This is a genomic window from Pseudonocardia sp. Ae331_Ps2 (genome assembly GCF_001932405.1).
In the GTDB taxonomy this organism is placed as follows: Bacteria; Actinomycetota; Actinomycetes; order Mycobacteriales; family Pseudonocardiaceae; genus Pseudonocardia.
The window spans coordinates 2,439,019-2,455,421 of sequence record NZ_MCIM01000001.1; the positions used below are offsets into that span (position 1 = coordinate 2,439,019).

16 protein-coding genes are annotated in these 16,403 nt (G+C 75.4%); 3 read left to right on the forward strand and 13 right to left on the reverse strand.

All coding sequences use genetic code 11. The features are described 5' to 3' along the window. Position 1: 1 nt before the first annotated feature. From Ae331Ps2_RS11665 to Ae331Ps2_RS11715, 11 genes are all read right to left on the reverse strand, one after another. Positions 2-2,041 (reverse strand): cytochrome c oxidase assembly protein, encoded by a 2,040-nt coding sequence (locus tag Ae331Ps2_RS11665; protein WP_083695477.1) that lies wholly within the window; start codon positions 2,039-2,041, stop codon positions 2-4. A 105-nt stretch (positions 2,042-2,146) separates the two neighbouring features. Next, positions 2,147-3,760 carry a serine/threonine-protein kinase gene (locus tag Ae331Ps2_RS11670; RefSeq protein ID WP_075308936.1) on the reverse strand — a complete coding sequence of 538 codons (1,614 nt, stop codon included), beginning with the start codon at positions 3,758-3,760 and terminating at the stop codon, positions 2,147-2,149. Positions 3,761-3,917: 157 nt separating this feature from the next. Continuing rightward, a complete protein-coding gene (locus Ae331Ps2_RS11675) occupies positions 3,918-5,201 on the reverse strand; it encodes a geranylgeranyl reductase family protein (RefSeq protein ID WP_075308934.1) in 1,284 nt (427 codons plus the stop codon). 51 nt (positions 5,202-5,252) lie between these two features. Continuing rightward, on the reverse strand, positions 5,253-5,621 hold the full coding sequence (locus Ae331Ps2_RS11680) for a PH domain-containing protein (RefSeq protein WP_020624079.1): 369 nt from the start codon (positions 5,619-5,621) through the stop codon (positions 5,253-5,255). Then, entirely contained in the window at positions 5,618-6,058 is a 441-nt protein-coding gene (locus Ae331Ps2_RS11685; RefSeq protein ID WP_020624080.1) for a hypothetical protein, read from the reverse strand. Before Ae331Ps2_RS11685 ends, Ae331Ps2_RS11680 begins: the two co-directional genes overlap by 4 nt. Next, positions 6,042-7,286: a molybdopterin-dependent oxidoreductase gene (locus Ae331Ps2_RS11690; protein WP_075312515.1), complete on the reverse strand. Its 1,245-nt coding sequence runs from the start codon at positions 7,284-7,286 to the stop codon at positions 6,042-6,044. The genes Ae331Ps2_RS11685 and Ae331Ps2_RS11690 overlap by 17 nt, the downstream gene beginning before the upstream one ends. Before the next feature lie 8 nt (positions 7,287-7,294). Further along, positions 7,295-7,918: a methyltransferase domain-containing protein gene (locus Ae331Ps2_RS11695; protein WP_020624082.1), complete on the reverse strand. Its 624-nt coding sequence runs from the start codon at positions 7,916-7,918 to the stop codon at positions 7,295-7,297. After that, positions 7,915-8,604 carry a DUF2064 domain-containing protein gene (locus tag Ae331Ps2_RS11700; protein WP_075308932.1) on the reverse strand — a complete coding sequence of 230 codons (690 nt, stop codon included), beginning with the start codon at positions 8,602-8,604 and terminating at the stop codon, positions 7,915-7,917. The genes Ae331Ps2_RS11695 and Ae331Ps2_RS11700 overlap by 4 nt, the downstream gene beginning before the upstream one ends. After that, the gene (locus Ae331Ps2_RS11705; protein ID WP_075308930.1) at positions 8,601-9,248 is read right to left on the reverse strand and encodes a glycosyltransferase family 2 protein; all 648 of its coding nucleotides are present in this window, start codon (positions 9,246-9,248) and stop codon (positions 8,601-8,603) included. Before Ae331Ps2_RS11705 ends, Ae331Ps2_RS11700 begins: the two co-directional genes overlap by 4 nt. A gap of 78 nt (positions 9,249-9,326) precedes the next feature. Continuing rightward, positions 9,327-10,385, reverse strand: coding sequence for an NAD-dependent epimerase/dehydratase family protein (locus Ae331Ps2_RS11710; RefSeq protein ID WP_075308928.1), 1,059 nt, complete (start codon positions 10,383-10,385; stop codon positions 9,327-9,329). Between the two features lie 11 nt (positions 10,386-10,396). Continuing rightward, positions 10,397-11,275 carry a nucleoside phosphorylase gene (locus Ae331Ps2_RS11715; protein ID WP_139318858.1) on the reverse strand — a complete coding sequence of 293 codons (879 nt, stop codon included), beginning with the start codon at positions 11,273-11,275 and terminating at the stop codon, positions 10,397-10,399. A 147-nt stretch (positions 11,276-11,422) separates the two neighbouring features. Here Ae331Ps2_RS11715 and Ae331Ps2_RS11720 point away from each other — a divergent pair, with 147 nt between their 5' ends. Then, positions 11,423-12,760 carry an LCP family protein gene (locus Ae331Ps2_RS11720; protein WP_075308926.1) on the forward strand — a complete coding sequence of 446 codons (1,338 nt, stop codon included), beginning with the start codon at positions 11,423-11,425 and terminating at the stop codon, positions 12,758-12,760. A gap of 10 nt (positions 12,761-12,770) precedes the next feature. Here the strand turns inward: Ae331Ps2_RS11720 and Ae331Ps2_RS11725 are convergent, their stop codons facing one another. Beyond that, positions 12,771-13,781 carry a Ku protein gene (locus tag Ae331Ps2_RS11725; protein WP_075308924.1) on the reverse strand — a complete coding sequence of 337 codons (1,011 nt, stop codon included), beginning with the start codon at positions 13,779-13,781 and terminating at the stop codon, positions 12,771-12,773. A 52-nt stretch (positions 13,782-13,833) separates the two neighbouring features. On the opposite strand from Ae331Ps2_RS11725, the gene ligD reads away from it, so the two are divergent. Together ligD and Ae331Ps2_RS11735 are read left to right on the forward strand one after the other, a co-directional pair. Beyond that, positions 13,834-14,748 (forward strand): non-homologous end-joining DNA ligase, encoded by a 915-nt coding sequence (gene ligD, locus Ae331Ps2_RS11730; protein WP_083695481.1) that lies wholly within the window; start codon positions 13,834-13,836, stop codon positions 14,746-14,748. Between the two features lie 96 nt (positions 14,749-14,844). Then, positions 14,845-15,426 (forward strand): putative glycolipid-binding domain-containing protein, encoded by a 582-nt coding sequence (locus tag Ae331Ps2_RS11735; RefSeq protein WP_075312513.1) that lies wholly within the window; start codon positions 14,845-14,847, stop codon positions 15,424-15,426. On the opposite strand, the gene Ae331Ps2_RS11740 is transcribed toward Ae331Ps2_RS11735, so the two are convergent. Next, positions 15,423-16,367, reverse strand: coding sequence for a prephenate dehydrogenase (locus tag Ae331Ps2_RS11740; protein WP_075308920.1), 945 nt, complete (start codon positions 16,365-16,367; stop codon positions 15,423-15,425). The two genes, Ae331Ps2_RS11735 and Ae331Ps2_RS11740, sit on opposite strands and share 4 nt — an antisense overlap. Between the last annotated feature and the right edge of the window lie 36 nt (positions 16,368-16,403).

A 16,403-nucleotide genomic window follows, 5' to 3' on the forward strand; every position in this document is an offset into this window, starting at 1 on the left:
CTCACCCGCCCCGCCGCATCTGCTCCAGCATCGCGTTGTACGCCTTCAGCTCCGCGTCGTCGTCCCGCTCGGCCTGCCGGTCCTTGCGGGCGGCCTCCCGGGAGTCGTCGCGCGACCACTGCACCACGAGCGTGACCATCACCAGCAGCATCGGGATCTCACCGGTCGCCCAGGCGATCCCGCCGCCGGTGCGCTGGTCGTCGAGCAGGTCCACCCAGGGCAGCCCGACCTGGCGGTAGAAGTTCTCGCCGAGCACCGTGGAGGAGCTCATCACCGCGACGCCGAAGAACGCGTGGAACGGCATCGTCGCGAGCATGACGGCCAGCCGCCCCAGGTGCGGCAGCCGGTGCGGGGCGGCGTCGACGCCGATCAGCGGCCAGAAGAACAGGTAGCCGACGAGCACGAAGTGCAGGTTCATCAGCTGGTGGGTCCAGTGGAACCGCAGCGCCCCGTCGAACAGCGGGGTGAAGTACAGGACGTAGAACGAGCCGACGAACAGCACCGCCGCGAACGCCGGGTGCGTCACGACCTTCGCGACGCGCGAGTGCACCGCCGCGAGCAGCCACTCCCGCGGGCCGGGCGGGTTGCCGCGGCCCGCCGGGCGCAGCACCCGCAGCGCGAGCGTGACCGCGCCGCCGAGGCTCAGCAGGATCGGCGCGAGCATGTTCAGCGTCATGTGGCTGATCATGTGGACGCTGAACATGGACGGGGAGTAGAAGCCCAGCCCCGACGACGTCGCCAGCAGCAGCGTCGCGCAGCCCAGCAGCCACGCGACGGTGCGTCCGACCGGCCACGTCACCCCGCGGGCCGCCAGCCGTCGCACGGCGGCCAGGTACAGCCCGGCGAGCACCAGCGCGCCGGTGCCGAACAGCAGGTTCCAGCGCCAGTCGACGAGCACCGCGAGCGCCGAGAACGGCCGGGTGATGTCCCAGCCGATCAGGGTCTGCAGTGCCGAGTCGTCGGCGACGACGAACCGCGGCGGCACCAGCCGGATGCTCGCGACACCCAGCGTCGCCACCGTCGCCCCCAGCACCGCGACGACCGGCAGCAACCGCCCGGGGGGCACCGGTCCGGCCGGGTCGGCGACGAGCCCGCGGGCGAGCAGCGCGGTCAGCGGGACCAGGGCCGCGAGCAGCACCGCGACGACGACGGCGACCCGTACGTAGGGCGACCCGCCGAGCGGCCCGGCGTCGGTCACCACCAGCTGGAAGACGACCTCACCGAGCAGGTACACGACCCCGCCGACGGCGAGCAGCCCGCGGACCCGGCCCGCGGCCCGTCCCTCGACGACGCCGCCGTGCGCGCGGAACGCGACCAGCCCGGCGACCAGCCCCAGCCAGGCGGTGCCGGCGACGGCGCGCAGCACGTTCGCGTCGCCGCTCCAGTCGTGCCCGGCCCCGGTCGCGGCCGGGTGCACCGCGGCGGGCACCGCCATCGCGCACGCGGCGAGCAGCCCGAGCGCGGCGGCGGCCTTCCAGCTCAGCGAGAACGCCGACCCGAGGGCGACGAGCAGCAGCAGGGCCCCGGCGAGCGCCCAGCCCAGCGGCTCCTCGATCGTCGCGGCGTCGCCGAGCCACCCGAACGGGCCCACCGACGCCAGGACGCCGGGGGAGTTGCCGGTCATGTCGGCCACCGACAGCCAGCCCGCGGCGATCGCCGACACCCCGGCGACGGTGGAGGCCAGGGTGCCCCGGCGCAGCGCGCGGTAGCCGTGGACGTCGACCGTCCCGGACGTCTGCGGGGCCGCGACCAGCCCGCCGACCAGCAGCGACCCGGCGGCAAGCGCGGTGGCGGCCACGGCCAGGACCTTCGCGACGACCGTCGCCGCCTTCAGCCCCGGCTCGGGCACCGGCAGCCCGCTCTGCCGCCAGAAGCCGTCGTCGCCGATCGAGACGGCGACCGCGGCACCGGCGCACAGCAGCACCAGGGCGACCGTGAGCGCGGTCAGGAGCCCACGGCGGTCGCGCCGCGCCGGCACCGCCGGTGCGGGCGGCGCACCGCCGGCCGCGTCGGTCGTCGCCTGCTCCGTGCTCGCGCTCACCGAGAACTCCTCCGCAGGTGGTCACCGGGCACCGACCGCGCCCGTGTCACCTCCGATGGTCCCCGTCCGGCCCGGCGCGCGCCGCACCGGGTCGGACGGGACTGCTCAGTTCCCGGTGATCCCGGACCACCAGCGCTGGATCGCCTCCCAGAAGCCCTGCGCGTCCTGCCCGATCTGGCCCGGGTCGGGCAGGTTCGAGGGCAGCGACGGCAACGACGGCAGCTCGGTCGGCAGCGACGGCAGGTTCGACGGGAGCGACGGCAGGTTCGTCGGCAGACCCGGGATGTTGCTGGGGATCTGGATGCCGCCGCCGTTCTCGCTGCTCGGGGCCTCGGTCGTCTCGGTCGTCGTCTCGGTGGTGGGCGGTGCGCTGGTCTCGGTGGTCGGCGGCGCCTGGGTGTCGGAGTCATCGTTGCCGAACAGCAGGAACCCGAGCAGCAGCACCAGCAGCGCGACGACGAGTGCGCCGATCGCGATCCACTTCCCGATCCCCGACGAGCCGAGGTCGCGCGGCTCGGGTTCCGGCTCCGGTGCGACGACCGGCGTCGCGACGGCAGCCGGCTCGGCCAGGATCTCGGCGACGCGCTGGGCGTCCGGGCGCCGCGCCGGGTCGGTGGCGGTGGACTGCGCGATCGCCGTCCGCAGCGGCTCGGGCACGTCCGCGGGCACGACCGGGGCGCGGTTCACGCGCTCGGCGGCGCCCTGGAGTCCCTGTCCCTGGTACTCCCGCCGCCCGGTCCAGGCCTCCAGCAGGACGAGGCCGAGCGCGTACACGTCGGTCGGCGGTCCGACCGGGCGGCCCTGGACCTGCTCCGGCGACAGGTACGCCGGCGTCCCGATGATCTCGCCGGCCGCGGTGTGGCCGTCGGCCCCGAGCAGGGCGGCGATGCCGAAGTCGGCGAGCCGGGCCCGGCCGTCGGAGTCGATCAGGATGTTCGACGGCTTGACGTCGCGGTGCGTGACGCCCTGGGAGTGGACGTAGGCCAGGGTCTGGGCGACCTCGGCGCCGATCCGCCGGATGTCCTCGGGCGGCAGGTCCTCGGACGCGATGACGTCCTTGAGCGTCGGCCCGTCGACGAGCTCCATCACCAGGTAGGCGCGGTCGGCCTCGACGGCGAAGTCGTGCACGGCGACCAGGCCGGGGTGGCGCAGGTTCGCCATGACCTGCGCCTCCTGCTCGAAACGCTGGTCGGCACTCGGGTCGTCGGCCGCACCGAAGATCTTCACCGCGACCGGCCGGTTGAGCCGGGTGTCGGTGGCCCGGTGGACGTCGGACATCCCGCCCTGGCCGATCAGCCCTTCCAGCCGGTACCGGCCGCCGAGCAGCTCGGGCTCGGTGATGGGGGCGGGCATCATCCGGGTCGCGTCCGGCCGCGACGGCCGCGGGGCGCCGTAGGCCGCGGTCGGCGGGGCACCGAGGTGGTGGGTCGGGGCCTCCCCGGGCCCGAGGCGCCGGGTGCCGTCCGGGGGACCACCGGGACCGCCGGGGCCCGGACGGCCGGGGCCGGGGGGCGGGCCGACCCGGCGGGTGGCGTCCGGTGCGTTGCTGCGGGTCGCCGGGTCCTCGTCGGCGTGCCGCGGTGCGGGCCGGGACCCGCCGACGCGACGGGTGGGGTCGGGCGCGGGACCGCCGCTCGGCGGCCGCTGCCGGCGGTTCCCCGTCCGCCACGGGTCGGACGCGTCCCTGCGGGTGCGCTCCGGATCGTCGCCGCGGGTCACGGGCCCTCCCGGTCTGCTGGTGCGGCCGGACCGCGGGCGCGCGCACCGGCCGTCCGCCGTCGCGGCGGACCTCCTGGCGGGGACCGTACCGTCCGGAACCGGTCACCCGGGTGGACGGCGCGCCAGCACCACCCGGTGATCCTGCGCCGCGGCGCGGTCAGCGTGCCGCGACCGGTGTGCGCAGGTCGGCGGCGGGGAACGGGGGCCGGTCGTCGAGGCGGACCGACAGCTTCCCGGCGGCCCGCCAGGCGCGAGCGGTGAGGTCGCGGTCGGCGTCGGTGACGAGGTTGCCCATCACCCGCAGCGCCACCGTCATCAGCGCCCGCGACCGCATCCCGATCGGCCCGGCCAGCGGCAGCAGCCGGGGGATCGTGATCAGCCCGGCGAGCCGCCGCGCGATGGAGAACGCCAGGCCGTAGTGCGAGCGCAGGGTCGCGGGCCAGGCGCGGTCCAGGTCCGCGCCCGAGGCGAGCAGCTCCGCGACCAGGCGTCCGGTCTCCAGGCCGTAGTCGATGCCCTCGCCGTTGAGCGGGTTCACGCAGCCCGCCGCGTCGCCGACCAGCGCCCAGTTCGGCCCGGCGACGCCGGACACCGCCCCGCCCATCGGCAGCAGCGCGGAGCGGACCAGCTCGACCTTCGGGCCGAGCTCCCACTCGGCGCGGCGCGCGTTCGCGTAATGGTCGATCAGGCCGCGCAGCTTGATGTTGGCCGGGCGCCGGTCGGTGGCGAGCGTGCCGACGCCGATATTGACCCGGCCGTCGTTCAGCGGGAACAGCCAGCCGTACCCGGCCAGGACCTCGTCGGCCTCGCCACGCAGCTCCAGGTGCGAGCTGATCCACGGGTCGTCGTGCCGGCCGGAGGTGACGTAGCCGCGGGCGGCGACGCCGTAGGCGGTGTCCTGGTGCCACTCGCGGCCCAGCACCCGCCCGAGCGTGGAGCGCGCGCCGTCGGCGACGACGAGCCTGCGGCACCGGACGGAGCGGCCGTCCTCGAACACCACGGAGTCGACCCGGCCCCCGGAGAACGTCACGTCGACGGCCTTGGCGTCCTCCATCGGGGTCGCGCCGGCCTCCAGCGCGACCCGGCGGATGCCCGCGTCGAGCTCGGTGCGCGGGATCGCCGAGCCGTGCGCCGGCAGCGATCCGCCCGGCCACGGCAGCTCCAGGACCTGCCCGAACCCGTGCGCGCGCAGCCCCCGGTTGGTGCCGTGGGAGTCCACCCAGGCATCGAGGCCCAGGTGCCCCAGCTCGGCGATCGCGCGCGGGGTCAGCCCGTCACCGCAGGCCTTGTCCCGGGGGAAGGTCGCGGAGTCGGCGAGGACGACGTCGAGACCGTGCCGCGCCGCCCACGCCGCCGCCGCCGACCCGGCCGGTCCCGCCCCGACGACGAGCACGTCGGTGGAGTCCGGGGTGGCGGCGGGCGGGACGGGACCGGTGCTCATGACCACAGTGTCGCAACCCGGCCGGGCGACCGCCGCCGAGCGTGCCCCCGGTCACGACCGGGTCAGGTGCCAGAGGATCACGTCGTGGGCGTGGCGGGCCTTGTCGTCGCCGCGGAAGGCGACCTCGTGCACAGCCGTCCCGACGGTGACCGCGATCTGGCTCGAGCTCGCGAACCGGCCCAGCAGGTTCCGGTCGGCGACGAAGGAGACCGAGGAGATCCGGCCGTAGGGGATCGAGGTGATCGCCGTGCGCTTGCCGACGAAGGAGTTGTCCTGCAGGACCACCCGCAGGTCGGTCAGGCCGAGGAATCCGGTGCCGGCGCCGATCGCGTCGTACACGGCGATGATCCGCTCGCCCTCCAGCAGGCCGGCGGCGACCTTGTCGAGCTGGTCGCGCTTGTCGAAGACGGGTTCGCTCATGCCCTCGATACTGCCCGGCGGGCGAGCAGTGTCCGCACCGTCCAGACCAGCGCGGAGACGGCGAACAGCACGACGGTCAGCCACACCCACCGCATCCGGTACGGCTCCTGGTCGAGCCCGGTCGCGTTCAGCGTGCTCAGCGCGCCCTGCCCGATGATCCCGGGCAGGAACATCAGCAGCGCGAGCCCGGAGCCGAGCACCGGGATCCGGACGTGGTTGACCAGTGGTACCCGGGTGCGGGGCAGCGTGAGCAGCAGCAGCCGGTCCCCGGCGGCGTAGAGCGGGAACAGCACGAGGTCGTGCAGCAGGACCGCGCCGGCGAACCACCAGGCCATCCTGACCAGGTCCGGGGACCCGGAGACGATCGCGTACACCGCCCATCCGGCGAGCGCGAAGCAGCCGAGGGCGGCGAGCAGGCGGCTACCGGACAGCAGCACGGGAGAATCCGATCGTCGCGACCCACTTGGTGTTGTGCACCCCGGGCAGCGCCGGGACGATCAGCCGCGCCGGGTACCCGTGGTCGGGCGACAGGTCGGCGCCGTTGACCCGCAGCGCGAGCAGCGAGTCCGGCGACAGCGTCTGGGCGCGGTTGAGCAGTGACCGGGAGAACGGGCTCCCCACCTCGACCGACCGCACCTCCGCGGTCACCGGGTCGGTCACCCCCGCCGCGCGGGCCAGGTCGGTCAGCCGTACGCCCGTCCACACCTGGGAGGTCGACCAGCCCTCGACGCAGGCGAGCGGCAGTTCCGCGGTGTGCTGGGGCAGCGCGGCCAGCGCCGCGCGGTCGAGCACCACCGGTGCCGCGCCGCCGGTCAGGGTCAGCGTCCAGGCGCTCCCGACCGCGGCCGGGGCGATCCCGGAGGCGACGAACGTGCGGTTGACCGGGAAGTCGTTCGGCCCGCCCCGCTCGGTGCTGTCGGGTGCCGTCGTCCGACCCCGGGGCAGCAGCAGCGCGGTCGACCGGAGCTGGTCGGTGAACTGTCCGACGGTCAGCGCCGCGACGAACAGCATCCCTCCGCCGACCAGGGCGATCGCGCCGCGCCGCGACATCGTCGGCGGGTCCGGGTCCGGCGCGACGAGCGGGTGCGCCGGCTCGGGACGGGTGTCGGCGAGCGGCGTCGCGAGCTCGGCGCGCAGCGACCGGCTCCGCAGCGAGCGGACCATCGTCGGGAGCTTCGTGACCACGTGCAGCGCGAACGAGGCCAGGAACACCCAGGCCGCGGCGTAGTGGCCGTCGTAGAAGGAGAAGCCGAAGACGTAGTCGTACTGGACGTTCAGCAGGCCGGTGACGATCAGGAACAGGATCGAACCGACCAGGAGCACCAGGGACAGCCGTTCCAGCAGCTTCACCGGGTTCCGCTCGGGGGCGGTGAACAGCTTCGGGATGACCGACCACAGCTTCGCCAGGACCAGCGGCACCAGCACGATGCCGAGTCCGACGTGCAGTCCCTCGGTGAGCCGGAACAGCCAGGCCGGCGACACCGGCCAGTCCACCCAGGGTAGCTGCAGACCGCCGACGGCGTCGGCGGCCGGGATCGCCTGCTCCCGGCCGTAGGCGAGCCGGTCGAGGAGCCCGGTGAACGCGACTACCGGCAGACCCACCAGCAGCGGGAGGGCGAACATCGAGGTCAGCCAGGGTCCCCGGATCGGGCTGCGCCATCGCATCACGCGTCTCACGATCGGGTCAGCTCCAGGAACACTCGGGCGCCGAGGTGCACGTCGGTCACGCGCAGACCGGCGCGGCCGGCGGTCACCGCGAGGGGGACCGCGCCCTGCACCGCCCACGGGATCGGCTCGCCCGCCCCGCCGCCGCAGAGAACCCGGGCGGTGCCGCGCCAGGCGTGCTCGGGACGCGGGTCGGCCTCCACCAGCACCGTCCCGCCGCGGGCGAGCAGCCGCGCGGCGCGGGTGAGCAGGGCGGCCGGGTCGCCGCCGATGCCGAGGTTGCCGTCGGCGAGCAGCACATGGGACCAGCTGCTCTCCCCGGGCAGCGGGCCGAACAGGTCGGCCTGGACCATCGCGACGCCCCGGTGGCGGCAGAGCACCCGGGAGACCGCGGAGCCGTCGACGCCGAGGGCGGCGATCCCGCGCGCGGCGAGTGCGGCGAGCAGCCGGCCGGGCCCGCAGCCGAGGTCGACGGTGGGGCCGGTGCAGTGGCGGACCAGCCAGTCGTCGCAGCCACCGGCCGCGTCGGCCCAGCGGTCGACGTCCAGGGCGATCTCGGTGCCGTCGTCGCAGAGCAGGCGCGAGGGTGCGCCGGACAGCGGCATGTCGAAGCCTTCGGCGGTCACGGTCACACCGACACCTCCGGACATCGCAGGGTCAGCTCGGCGACGGCGCGGGCGAAGCGGCTGCCCGGGACCTGCGCGGCGACGGCGACGGCCTCCGCGGCCGTGTCGACATCGGTCAGCGGCTCGGCGAGGACCACCCGCAGCCCGGCGGCCCGCAGCGCGTCCAGCGTCCGGTCGCCGGTCTCGGCGGTCGACATCGGCACGCCGTGCAGCGCGGCGGCGGCGAGCGGGTCGCGCAGTCCCAGCACCCACCACCCGCCGTCGGTCGCGGGGCCCAGGACGGCGTCCACCCCCGGTTCGGCGAGCCGGTCCGCACAGCGGGACAGCAGCTCGGTCGACGCCTGCGGGGTGTCCATCCCGACCTGCAGGGTCGGGCGTCCGGGGTGGCGCGCGAGGGCGTCGGCGTGCGCGGCGGCGATCCGTGCGGCCAGACCGTCCCCCCGCTGCGCGACAACGCCGAGCCCGTCCAGCGCGGCCGCCAGCTCGGCGGCCCCGGTGGCGGCGGCCCGGTCCCCGGTCAACGCGACGACGGTGTCGCCGGGCACCCCGGCGGCGGCGCCGAGGGTGTCGAGCAGCGCCGCCGAGGCGATCGCCGCGGCGAGCTCCGGCGTCGCGGGCGGGCACAGCCGGGTCTTGACCCGGCCCGGCTCGGGGGCCTTCGCGAGGACGACGGTGGTCACGGGGCCGGTCATCGCAGCAGCCGGATCATGTCGCGCCCGGCCCGGACGGTGCCCGTGACGGAGCCGGAGACCTTGGACCGCCCGCCGGCGCGGCGGGAGTAGGCGACCGGGATCTCGTCGAACCGCCAGCCCGCGCGCCCCGCCCGCAGGAGCAGCTCCAGCGGGTAGCCGAAGGCCCGGTCCTCGATCTGCAGGTCCAGCAGTGCCTGCCGGCGTGCGACCCGGATCGGGGCGATGTCGTGCACCGGGACCCCGCGGGCGCGCAGCATCCCGGCGATCACCGCGTTCGCCGCGCGGGCGTGCCAGGGCCACACACCGACCGTGTCCGGCACCCGCCGTCCGACGGCGATGTCGGCACGGCCGGACGCGACGGTCTCGGCCATGCCGGGCAGCACGTCGGGGTCGAGGGAGCCGTCGCCGTCGAGGAAGGCCACGAGCTCACCGGTGGCCGCCTCCAGCCCGGCGTGCACGGCGGCGCCGTAGCCGCGTCGCGGTTCGACGACCACGCGTGCCCCGTGCCCACGTGCGACCGCGGCGGTGTCGTCGGTCGACCCGTTGTCGACGACGATCACCGGCCAGTCGTCGGGCATTCGCTTGAGGACATACGGCAGCGCCTCCGCCTCGTCGAGGCACGGCAGCACGATCTCCGGGTGCACGTCGCGATCCTCACCTCTCTGCCGGACCACCGCCCGCCGAATGCGGGACGGTCCCGCAGGGGGTTCGGACGGCGTCCCTCAGCGGCTCGGGGCGATCGGTGAACGGAGCGGGTCGGTCGCGAAGGCCGTCACCCCGTCGGTGAAGCTGGTCCGGGCGCGGAAGCCCAGCCGGGAGGCGGCGTAGGCCGGGTCGGCGACGACGTGGCGCACGTCGCCGGGCCGGGCGCCGCCGACGATCTCGGGCTCGGGACCGTCCATCGCGCGGGCCAGCTCGGCGGCGAGGTCACCGATGGTGTGCGGCTCGCCGGAGCAGACGTTCGCGGCGCCGAAACCGGTCGGCTCCGGATCGGCGACGAGTGCGGCCGCGTTGGCCGCGGCGACGTCGGTGACGTGGACGAAGTCCCGGCGCTGCCGGCCGTCCTCCATCACCCGCGGCGCCTCACCCCGCTCCAGCGAGGACCGGAAGATCGACGCCACGCCCGCGTAGGGGGTGTCGCGGGGCATCCGGGGGCCGTACACGTTGTGGTAGCGCAGCGACCACACGGTGCCGCCGGTCTGGCGGGCCCAGGCGCTCGCGAGGTGCTCCTGGGCGAGCTTGGTCGCGGCGTAGGTGCTGCGCGGGTCGACCGGCGCGGACTCCGGGACGAGGCCGGACTCGAGGTCCTTGCCGCACTCCGGGCAGCGGGGCTCGTAGCGGCCGGCCTCGATGTCGTCGAGCGCGCGCGGCCCGGGCCGGACGACGCCGTGGTCGGCACAGTCGTAGCGGCCCTCGCCGTAGACGACCATCGACCCGGCCAGCACGAGCCGGTCCACCTTGGCGGCGTGCATCTGCGCCAGCAGCACCGCGGTGCCGAAGTCGTTGTGGGAGGCGTAGTCGGGGGCGTCGGCGGCGGAGACGCCGTGCCCGACCATCGCGGCCTGGTGGCAGACCGCGTCCATCCCCGGCAGGAGCCGGGACAGGGTCTCGCCGTCGCGGACGTCGCCCCGGACCAGCTCGTGGTCCAGCTCCGGGGCCTCGCCGCCGTGGGCCTGCGGCAGCAGCGCGTCGAGCAGGACGACCTCGTGGCCGTCGGCGACGAAGCGGTCGGCGACGTGGGACCCGATGAATCCGGCACCGCCGGTGACGAGAACACGCATGTCCGCAGACGCTAGGGCGTGCCGGCCCCGCCCGCCGGGTGCACGTCCGGCCCGGCAGCGCTGTCCTCGGGCCCGGTCGCGCTGCCCTCGGGCCCGGTCGCGCGGTCGGCGGGCCCGGCCGTGCGGTCGGTGTCCCAGGCCTCGGCGGCGGCCAGCGCCAGGCCGAACAGGCCGGCCCGGGCCTCGCGGGCATCGGTCCAGCCGCGGTGCTCCCACTCCGGCCCGGCGAGCGAGTCCGCGGCGAGGAACACCTGGCCGTAGCCGACCCCGATCCGGCGCGCGGCCGCGACCAGCGCGGACGCCTCCATGTCGACCACCGCGCAGCCCTCGTCGCGGCGTCGCGCGACCCGCGCCGGGGTCTCCCGGAACACCGCGTCGGTGGTCCAGCACCGCCCGACGACGTACGGCACCCCGGCCCCCGCCAGGGTCCGGGCCACCGCGTCGACGCCGTCCGGGTCGGCGTCGATCGTGCGCGACGGCGGCTGGTAGTGGAACGAGGTGCCCTCGTCGCGCAGTGCGCTGCCCAGGACGACGGCGTGCCCCAGCGTCAGCTCGTGCCGCAGCGCCCCGGCACCCCCGACCCCGACGACGGTGCGGACGCCCAGCGCCGCGAGGTGCTCCAGGAACATCGCCGCCAGCGGCGCGCCGACGCCCGGGTGCAGCACCGCGACCGGTGTCCCGCCGGGCCCGGTCGTGCGCCAGACCGGGCTGCGGCCGAGCTCGCTGCGCAGCACGGTCACCGCCGCGGAGCGTGTCCCGACGTCGGCGACGACCTCGGGGAACCAGCACAGCACCGCCGCGGACGGCATGTCCGGGCGGTGCGGGGTGATCGCCGACGCCCGGATCACGCCCTCGGCGTCCAGGTCGTCCTCGTGCAGGGGGAGGTCCATCGGCGACGATCATCCCCCGCGGACCCGGTCGGGTGGAACCGCAGGTCGACGGGGTGCCCCTCGCGTCCGGCGTCCCCGAAACGCCGGTGCGCAGTATCGTCGGCGACCAGCGCCCTGACCCCGGGCGGATCGGAGGGTGGGACAGGCATGGCCGGAGACTTCCGCGGCCCGCCCCCCGCGGGCGGGCGTCCGCCGCAGGGCGAGCCACCGCGCGGTGGCCGTCCCGCCCGGCCCGGCAGTCCCGGCTGGACGAACCAGCCCCGCAACCCGCTGCCCGGTCACGGGGGCCGTCCGCTCCCGCCGCCGTCCCCGCCGCAGCAGCAGCCCGGGTCACCGCCCTCGCGCGGGGGCCGCGGACCGCTGCGCAAGCCGCCGCCCGGCCGCGCCGCCGGGGCACCGCCGCCGACCCGGGCCGCCGCGCCGGCGCGCCCGGTCATGCCGCGCCCCGCCGGATCCGGAGCCGGAGGAGCCGGGGCCGGGGTGCATCCCGCGTCGCAGGCGCCCCGCGACGGCCGGGTCACCCGTGGCCCGTCGATGCCGGACTGGCGCCGCGTCGGCCGGGCCACCCGCGGGCGCTGGAAGGCCGTACTGATCCTGTTGCTGGTCGCGATCGTCGGGTTCGGCGTCTACCTCGACCAGAACATGACCCGGGTGCAGGCGCTGCCCGCGGACTCCCAGGCGTCGTCGTCGGGGACGAACTACCTGATCGTGGGCTCGGACAGCCGCGAGGGACTCTCCGCCGAGGACGAGGAGCGCCTCGCCACCGGCGATGCGGCGGGCCAGCGCACCGACACGATCATGCTGCTGCACACCGGGAGCTCCGGGAGCGTGCTCGTCTCCATCCCGCGCGACTCCTACCTGCCCATCCCCGGGAAGGGCAGCAACAAGGTCAACGCGGCGTTCGCGTTCGGCGGGCCGGAGCTGCTGGTCGCGACGGTCGAGGGTGCCACCGGCCTGCACATCGACCACTACGTCGAGGTCGGCTTCGGCGGGTTCGTCGGCGCGGTCGACGCCGTCGGCGGGGTGGACATGTGCGTCCCCCGCGCGATCGACGACCCGAAGGCCGGGCTGAACATCCAGGCCGGCTGCCAGGAACTCGACGGGACGACCGCGCTCGGCTACGTCCGCACCCGCGCGACGCCCGGTTCGGACTTCGACCGGGTCAAGCGGCAGCGCGAGTTCCTCTCCGCGCTGCTCGGCAAGGCCACCAGCCCGCTCACCCTGATCAACCCGTTCCGGATGGTCCCGCTGGCGTCCGCGGTGACCGGGACGATCACCGTCGACGACTCCGACCACATCTGGAACCTCGCCGGCCTGGCCTGGGGGATGAAGAGCGTCTCCGGTGGCGACGGCGTGCAGACGACCGTCCCGATCGGCGGCAGTGCGGGCGGGTCGAACCTGCGCTGGGACCGCACCCGGGCCCAGGCGCTGTTCGGCGCCCTGCAGAACGACCAGACCCCGCCGGAGTCCAGCTTCGGCCCGTGAGGGACGCCGGTCAGGCGGTCTTCTTCGTCGACCGCCGACGCGTGGTGGTCGACTTCGCGGGCGTCGCGTCGTCGGTGCCGGTGGCGTCGCCGCTCGTGTCCGTGTCCTTGTCCGCGGTCTTCTTCGGCCGGGAGGAGGACCGCCGGGCCGGGGTCTTCTTCTCCGTTGATCCGGAACCCGATCCTGAACCCGGCCCGGAACCCGGCCCGGAACCCGATCCGGAACCGGAGTCCGACTTCGTCGACCGTGCCGCGTCCACACTGGCCTGCAGCGCGGACAGCAGGTCGCTCATCGAGTCCCCGCCGTCGTCGGCGGCCTCCGCGGCGGGCGCCGGGCGGGCCTCGCCGTCGGACTTCTTCGCCTCGATCAGGTCGGCCATCGCGTCGCGGTACTCGTCGTGGAACTCCGACGGGTCGAAGTCCGCGCCCATGCTCTCGACCAGCGACGAGGCCATCTTCAGTTCCTGCGGCTTGAGGTCGACGTCGTTGTCCAGGATGTCGAAGTCCGGCTCACGGATCTCGTCCTGCCAGATGAGGGTCTGGAGCACGATCGCCTTGCCGCGCACCCGCAGCAGGGCGAGGGTCTCGCGCTGGCGCAGCGCCACCTTCACCACGGCGGTGCGGTCGGTCTCCTCGAGCGCCTCGCGCAGCAGCGCGTAGGGCTTGGCGGCCTTGGTCTCCGGTTCGAGGTAGTAGCTCTTGTCGAAGAGCATCGGGTCGATCTGGTCGTTCGGCACGAACTCGATCACGTCGATCTCGTGCCCCGTCTTCACGGGCAGCGACGCGAGGTCGGCGTCGTCGAGGGTGATCAGCTCGCCGTCGGGGGTCTCGAAGCCCTTCACGATGTCGGCGTAGGTGACCTCCTCGCCGCACACCTCGCAGGTCCGCTTGTAGCGGATGCGGCCACCGTCCTCGCCGTGGACCTGGTGGAACCGGACGTCGTGGTTGGTCGTCGCCGAATAGACCTTGATCGGGACGCTGACCAGCCCGAAGGACACGGCCCCGCTCCAGATCGCGCGCATGCGGTCCCCCCTCGCGTGCCGTCGATGGTGACAGCATGACGGTGTGCAGCCCATGCTCGCCACCCCCGGACCCCTCCCGACCGGCACCGGTTGGTCGTTCGAGGTCAAGTGGGACGGCATGCGCGTGCTGGCCGAGGTCACCGATGGCGGTGGCGAGCCAGCACTGCGTCTGCGTACCCGTTCCGGCCGCGATGTCACCGCGAACTTCCCCGAGCTCGCCGGTCTGGTGGACCTCGCCCCGGACGTGCTCCTCGACGGCGAGGTGGTGCTGCTCGACGGCGGTGTCCCCAGCTTCGCCGCGCTGGCCCACCGGATCCACGGTCCCGCGGGCGGGCGTCCGGTCACCTTCATGGTGTTCGACGTGCTGCGCCTGTACGGGGTGCCGCTGCTCGACCGCCCGCTGTCCGAGCGCCGGGCCACCCTGGAGCGGCTCGACCTCGCCGCCACCCCGCACGTCGAGGCGTCCCCGCTCTACCCGGACGGGGCCGCCCTGCTGGAGGTGACGGCGTCGCGCGGGCTGGAGGGCGTCGTCGCCAAGCGGGAGGACTCGCGGTACCGGCCGGGCCGGCGCAGCCCGGACTGGGTGAAGATCGCCCACCGGCAGTCGCAGTCCTGTGTGGTGGGCGGGTGGAAGCCCGAGCGCGGCGGCGGTGGCGGTCGGGTCGGGGCGCTGCTGCTCGGTGTCCCCGGCCCGGACGGTCTGGAGTTCGCCGGCCGGGTCGGGTCCGGGCTGGCCGGGGCGGCGGTGCAGGACCTGCTCGCCGCCCGGCTGACCGAGGTGCCGGAGTCGCCGTTCGCGCAGCTCCCGCCCCGGCCCGACGCCGCGGACGCCCACTGGTGCTCCCCGACGGTCGTCGTCGAGGTCGCCCACCTCGGGTGGACGGCGGCGGGCCGGCTGCGGCAGCCGGTGTTCCGCGGGATCCGCGACGACGTCGAGGCCGTCGACGTGCGCCGGGAGCCGGGCTGAGGGGCATCCGATCATCACCCGTTCGTATGGTCCGGGCGGCGGTGTGGTTCGGTGTGCGGCGACATCGATGATCCGGAGGCGACCTGCGTGGCGGTCATGCTGACCTGGCGATCCGACCCCGAGACCGACGGCGCCGCGGGCACGGAGTCGGCGCGCATCACGACCACTGCCGGCGGCTTCCGTGCCGTCGGCCGGATCATCCGTGGCGGGGAGGGCGGGGTGCTCACCGCGTCCTACCGGCTCGTCGTCGCGGGTGACGGGACGCTGTCACGGCTCGCCGTCGACGTCGCCACCGCCGAGGGGGAGCAGCAGCTCACGCTCTCGCGCAGCACCGACGGCGTCTGGCTGGTCGACGACGGCTCCGGCGGCAGCCGCGGCCACTTCGGCGGCGCCCGCGACGTCGACCTGGCCTTCAGCCCGGTGTTCAACGCGCTGCCGCTCCGGCGCCTCGCCCTGCACCGCGAGCCCGCCGAGCACGTGCTGCCGATGGTGTTCGTCGACCTCCCGACGCTGACGGTCGAGAACACCGAGCAGACCTACCGCACCGTGACGGCCGGGTCCCCCGGCACACCCGGTGTCGTCCGCTTCGCCGCCGGGTCGTTCGTCGCCGACATGACCGTCGACGACGACGGGTTCGTCCTGGACTACCCGGGCGTCGCGTCCCGGGTGAGCCTCTAGCGCTTCACCGGCTCGACGACGTCGCCGCGGCGGCCGAGCTCGCGCAGCTCGGCGAACACGTCCGGGGCGTCGAGGTCGACCGGCACCTCCAGCGGCTCGCGGGTGGAGGCCCACCGCATCCGCGCCTCGTGCCCGGAGCGGACGGTCGCGGCCAGCCCGCCGGTGGAGGCCAGCGCCCCGCGCATCGCGCCGAGCCGGCCCAGCGCGTCGTCGACGGCGGCGAGCAGCGCGCCCCGGTTGCCCTCGCACATCGCCAGCACCAGCTCGGGGCGGGTCCCGGCGACCCGGGTGCCGTCGGCGAACGAGCTCGCGGACAGGGCGAGGGCGAGATCGTCACCCTGCTCCCCGGCACCGACGGAGGCGAGCACCGCGGCGAACAGGTGCGGCAGGTGCGAGATCCGCGCGACGGCGACGTCGTGCTCGTCGACGGCCGCGGGCACCACCCGGGACCCGCAGTCCCAGGCCAGCTCGGCGACGTCGCGCCACACGTCGACGTCGAGACCGTCGTCGGCGGCGACCACCCAGGCGGCGTCGGTGAACAGCTCCGCGGACCCGGCGGACCAGCCGGACTCGGCCGTGCCGGCCATCGGGTGCCCGCCCACGAACCGGGTGCGCGGCGCGAACTGGGCGACCGCGTCCGCGACGGGCACCTTCACGCTGACCGCGTCGGTGAGCCGGCAGGTGGGGGCGACCGCGTCGACCCGGCGCAGCACCGTCTCCAGCGCGGTCAGCGGGACGCACACGACGACCAGCGCGTCGGCCTCGGCGGCCCGGGCCAGCGCGGCGTCGGTGTCGGTGGTGACGTCGAACCCGTCGGCGACGGCGGCGGCCGCGGTCGGCTCGGACGCGGCCGTGCCCCAGACCTCACGCCCGGCGCGGGCCGCGGCCCGCATCAGCGACCCACCGATCAGTCCGGTCCCCAGCACGCACACCGCTCGCATGCGTCACGAGGGTAGAGACCACCCGTTCCCGGCCCC

Bases quoted from the DNA above. Each gene is read 5' to 3' on its own strand.
- Ae331Ps2_RS11740 (WP_075308920.1), bottom strand. From the start codon at position 16,367: ATGCGAGCGGTGTGCGTGCTGGGGACCGGACTGATCGGTGGGTCGCTG.
- Ae331Ps2_RS11715 (WP_139318858.1), bottom strand. From the start codon at position 11,275: ATGGACCTCCCCCTGCACGAGGACGACCTGGACGCCGAGGGCGTGATC.
- Ae331Ps2_RS11700 (WP_075308932.1), bottom strand. From the start codon at position 8,604: ATGACCGGCCCCGTGACCACCGTCGTCCTCGCGAAGGCCCCCGAGCCG.
- Ae331Ps2_RS11720 (WP_075308926.1), top strand. From the start codon at position 11,423: ATGGCCGGAGACTTCCGCGGCCCGCCCCCCGCGGGCGGGCGTCCGCCG.
- Ae331Ps2_RS11690 (WP_075312515.1), bottom strand. From the start codon at position 7,286: ATGCGATGGCGCAGCCCGATCCGGGGACCCTGGCTGACCTCGATGTTC.
- Ae331Ps2_RS11675 (WP_075308934.1), bottom strand. From the start codon at position 5,201: ATGAGCACCGGTCCCGTCCCGCCCGCCGCCACCCCGGACTCCACCGAC.
- ligD (WP_083695481.1), top strand. From the start codon at position 13,834: ATGCTCGCCACCCCCGGACCCCTCCCGACCGGCACCGGTTGGTCGTTC.
- Ae331Ps2_RS11710 (WP_075308928.1), bottom strand. From the start codon at position 10,385: ATGCGTGTTCTCGTCACCGGCGGTGCCGGATTCATCGGGTCCCACGTC.
- Ae331Ps2_RS11735 (WP_075312513.1), top strand. From the start codon at position 14,845: ATGCTGACCTGGCGATCCGACCCCGAGACCGACGGCGCCGCGGGCACG.
- Ae331Ps2_RS11725 (WP_075308924.1), bottom strand. From the start codon at position 13,781: ATGCGCGCGATCTGGAGCGGGGCCGTGTCCTTCGGGCTGGTCAGCGTC.
- Ae331Ps2_RS11680 (WP_020624079.1), bottom strand. From the start codon at position 5,621: ATGAGCGAACCCGTCTTCGACAAGCGCGACCAGCTCGACAAGGTCGCC.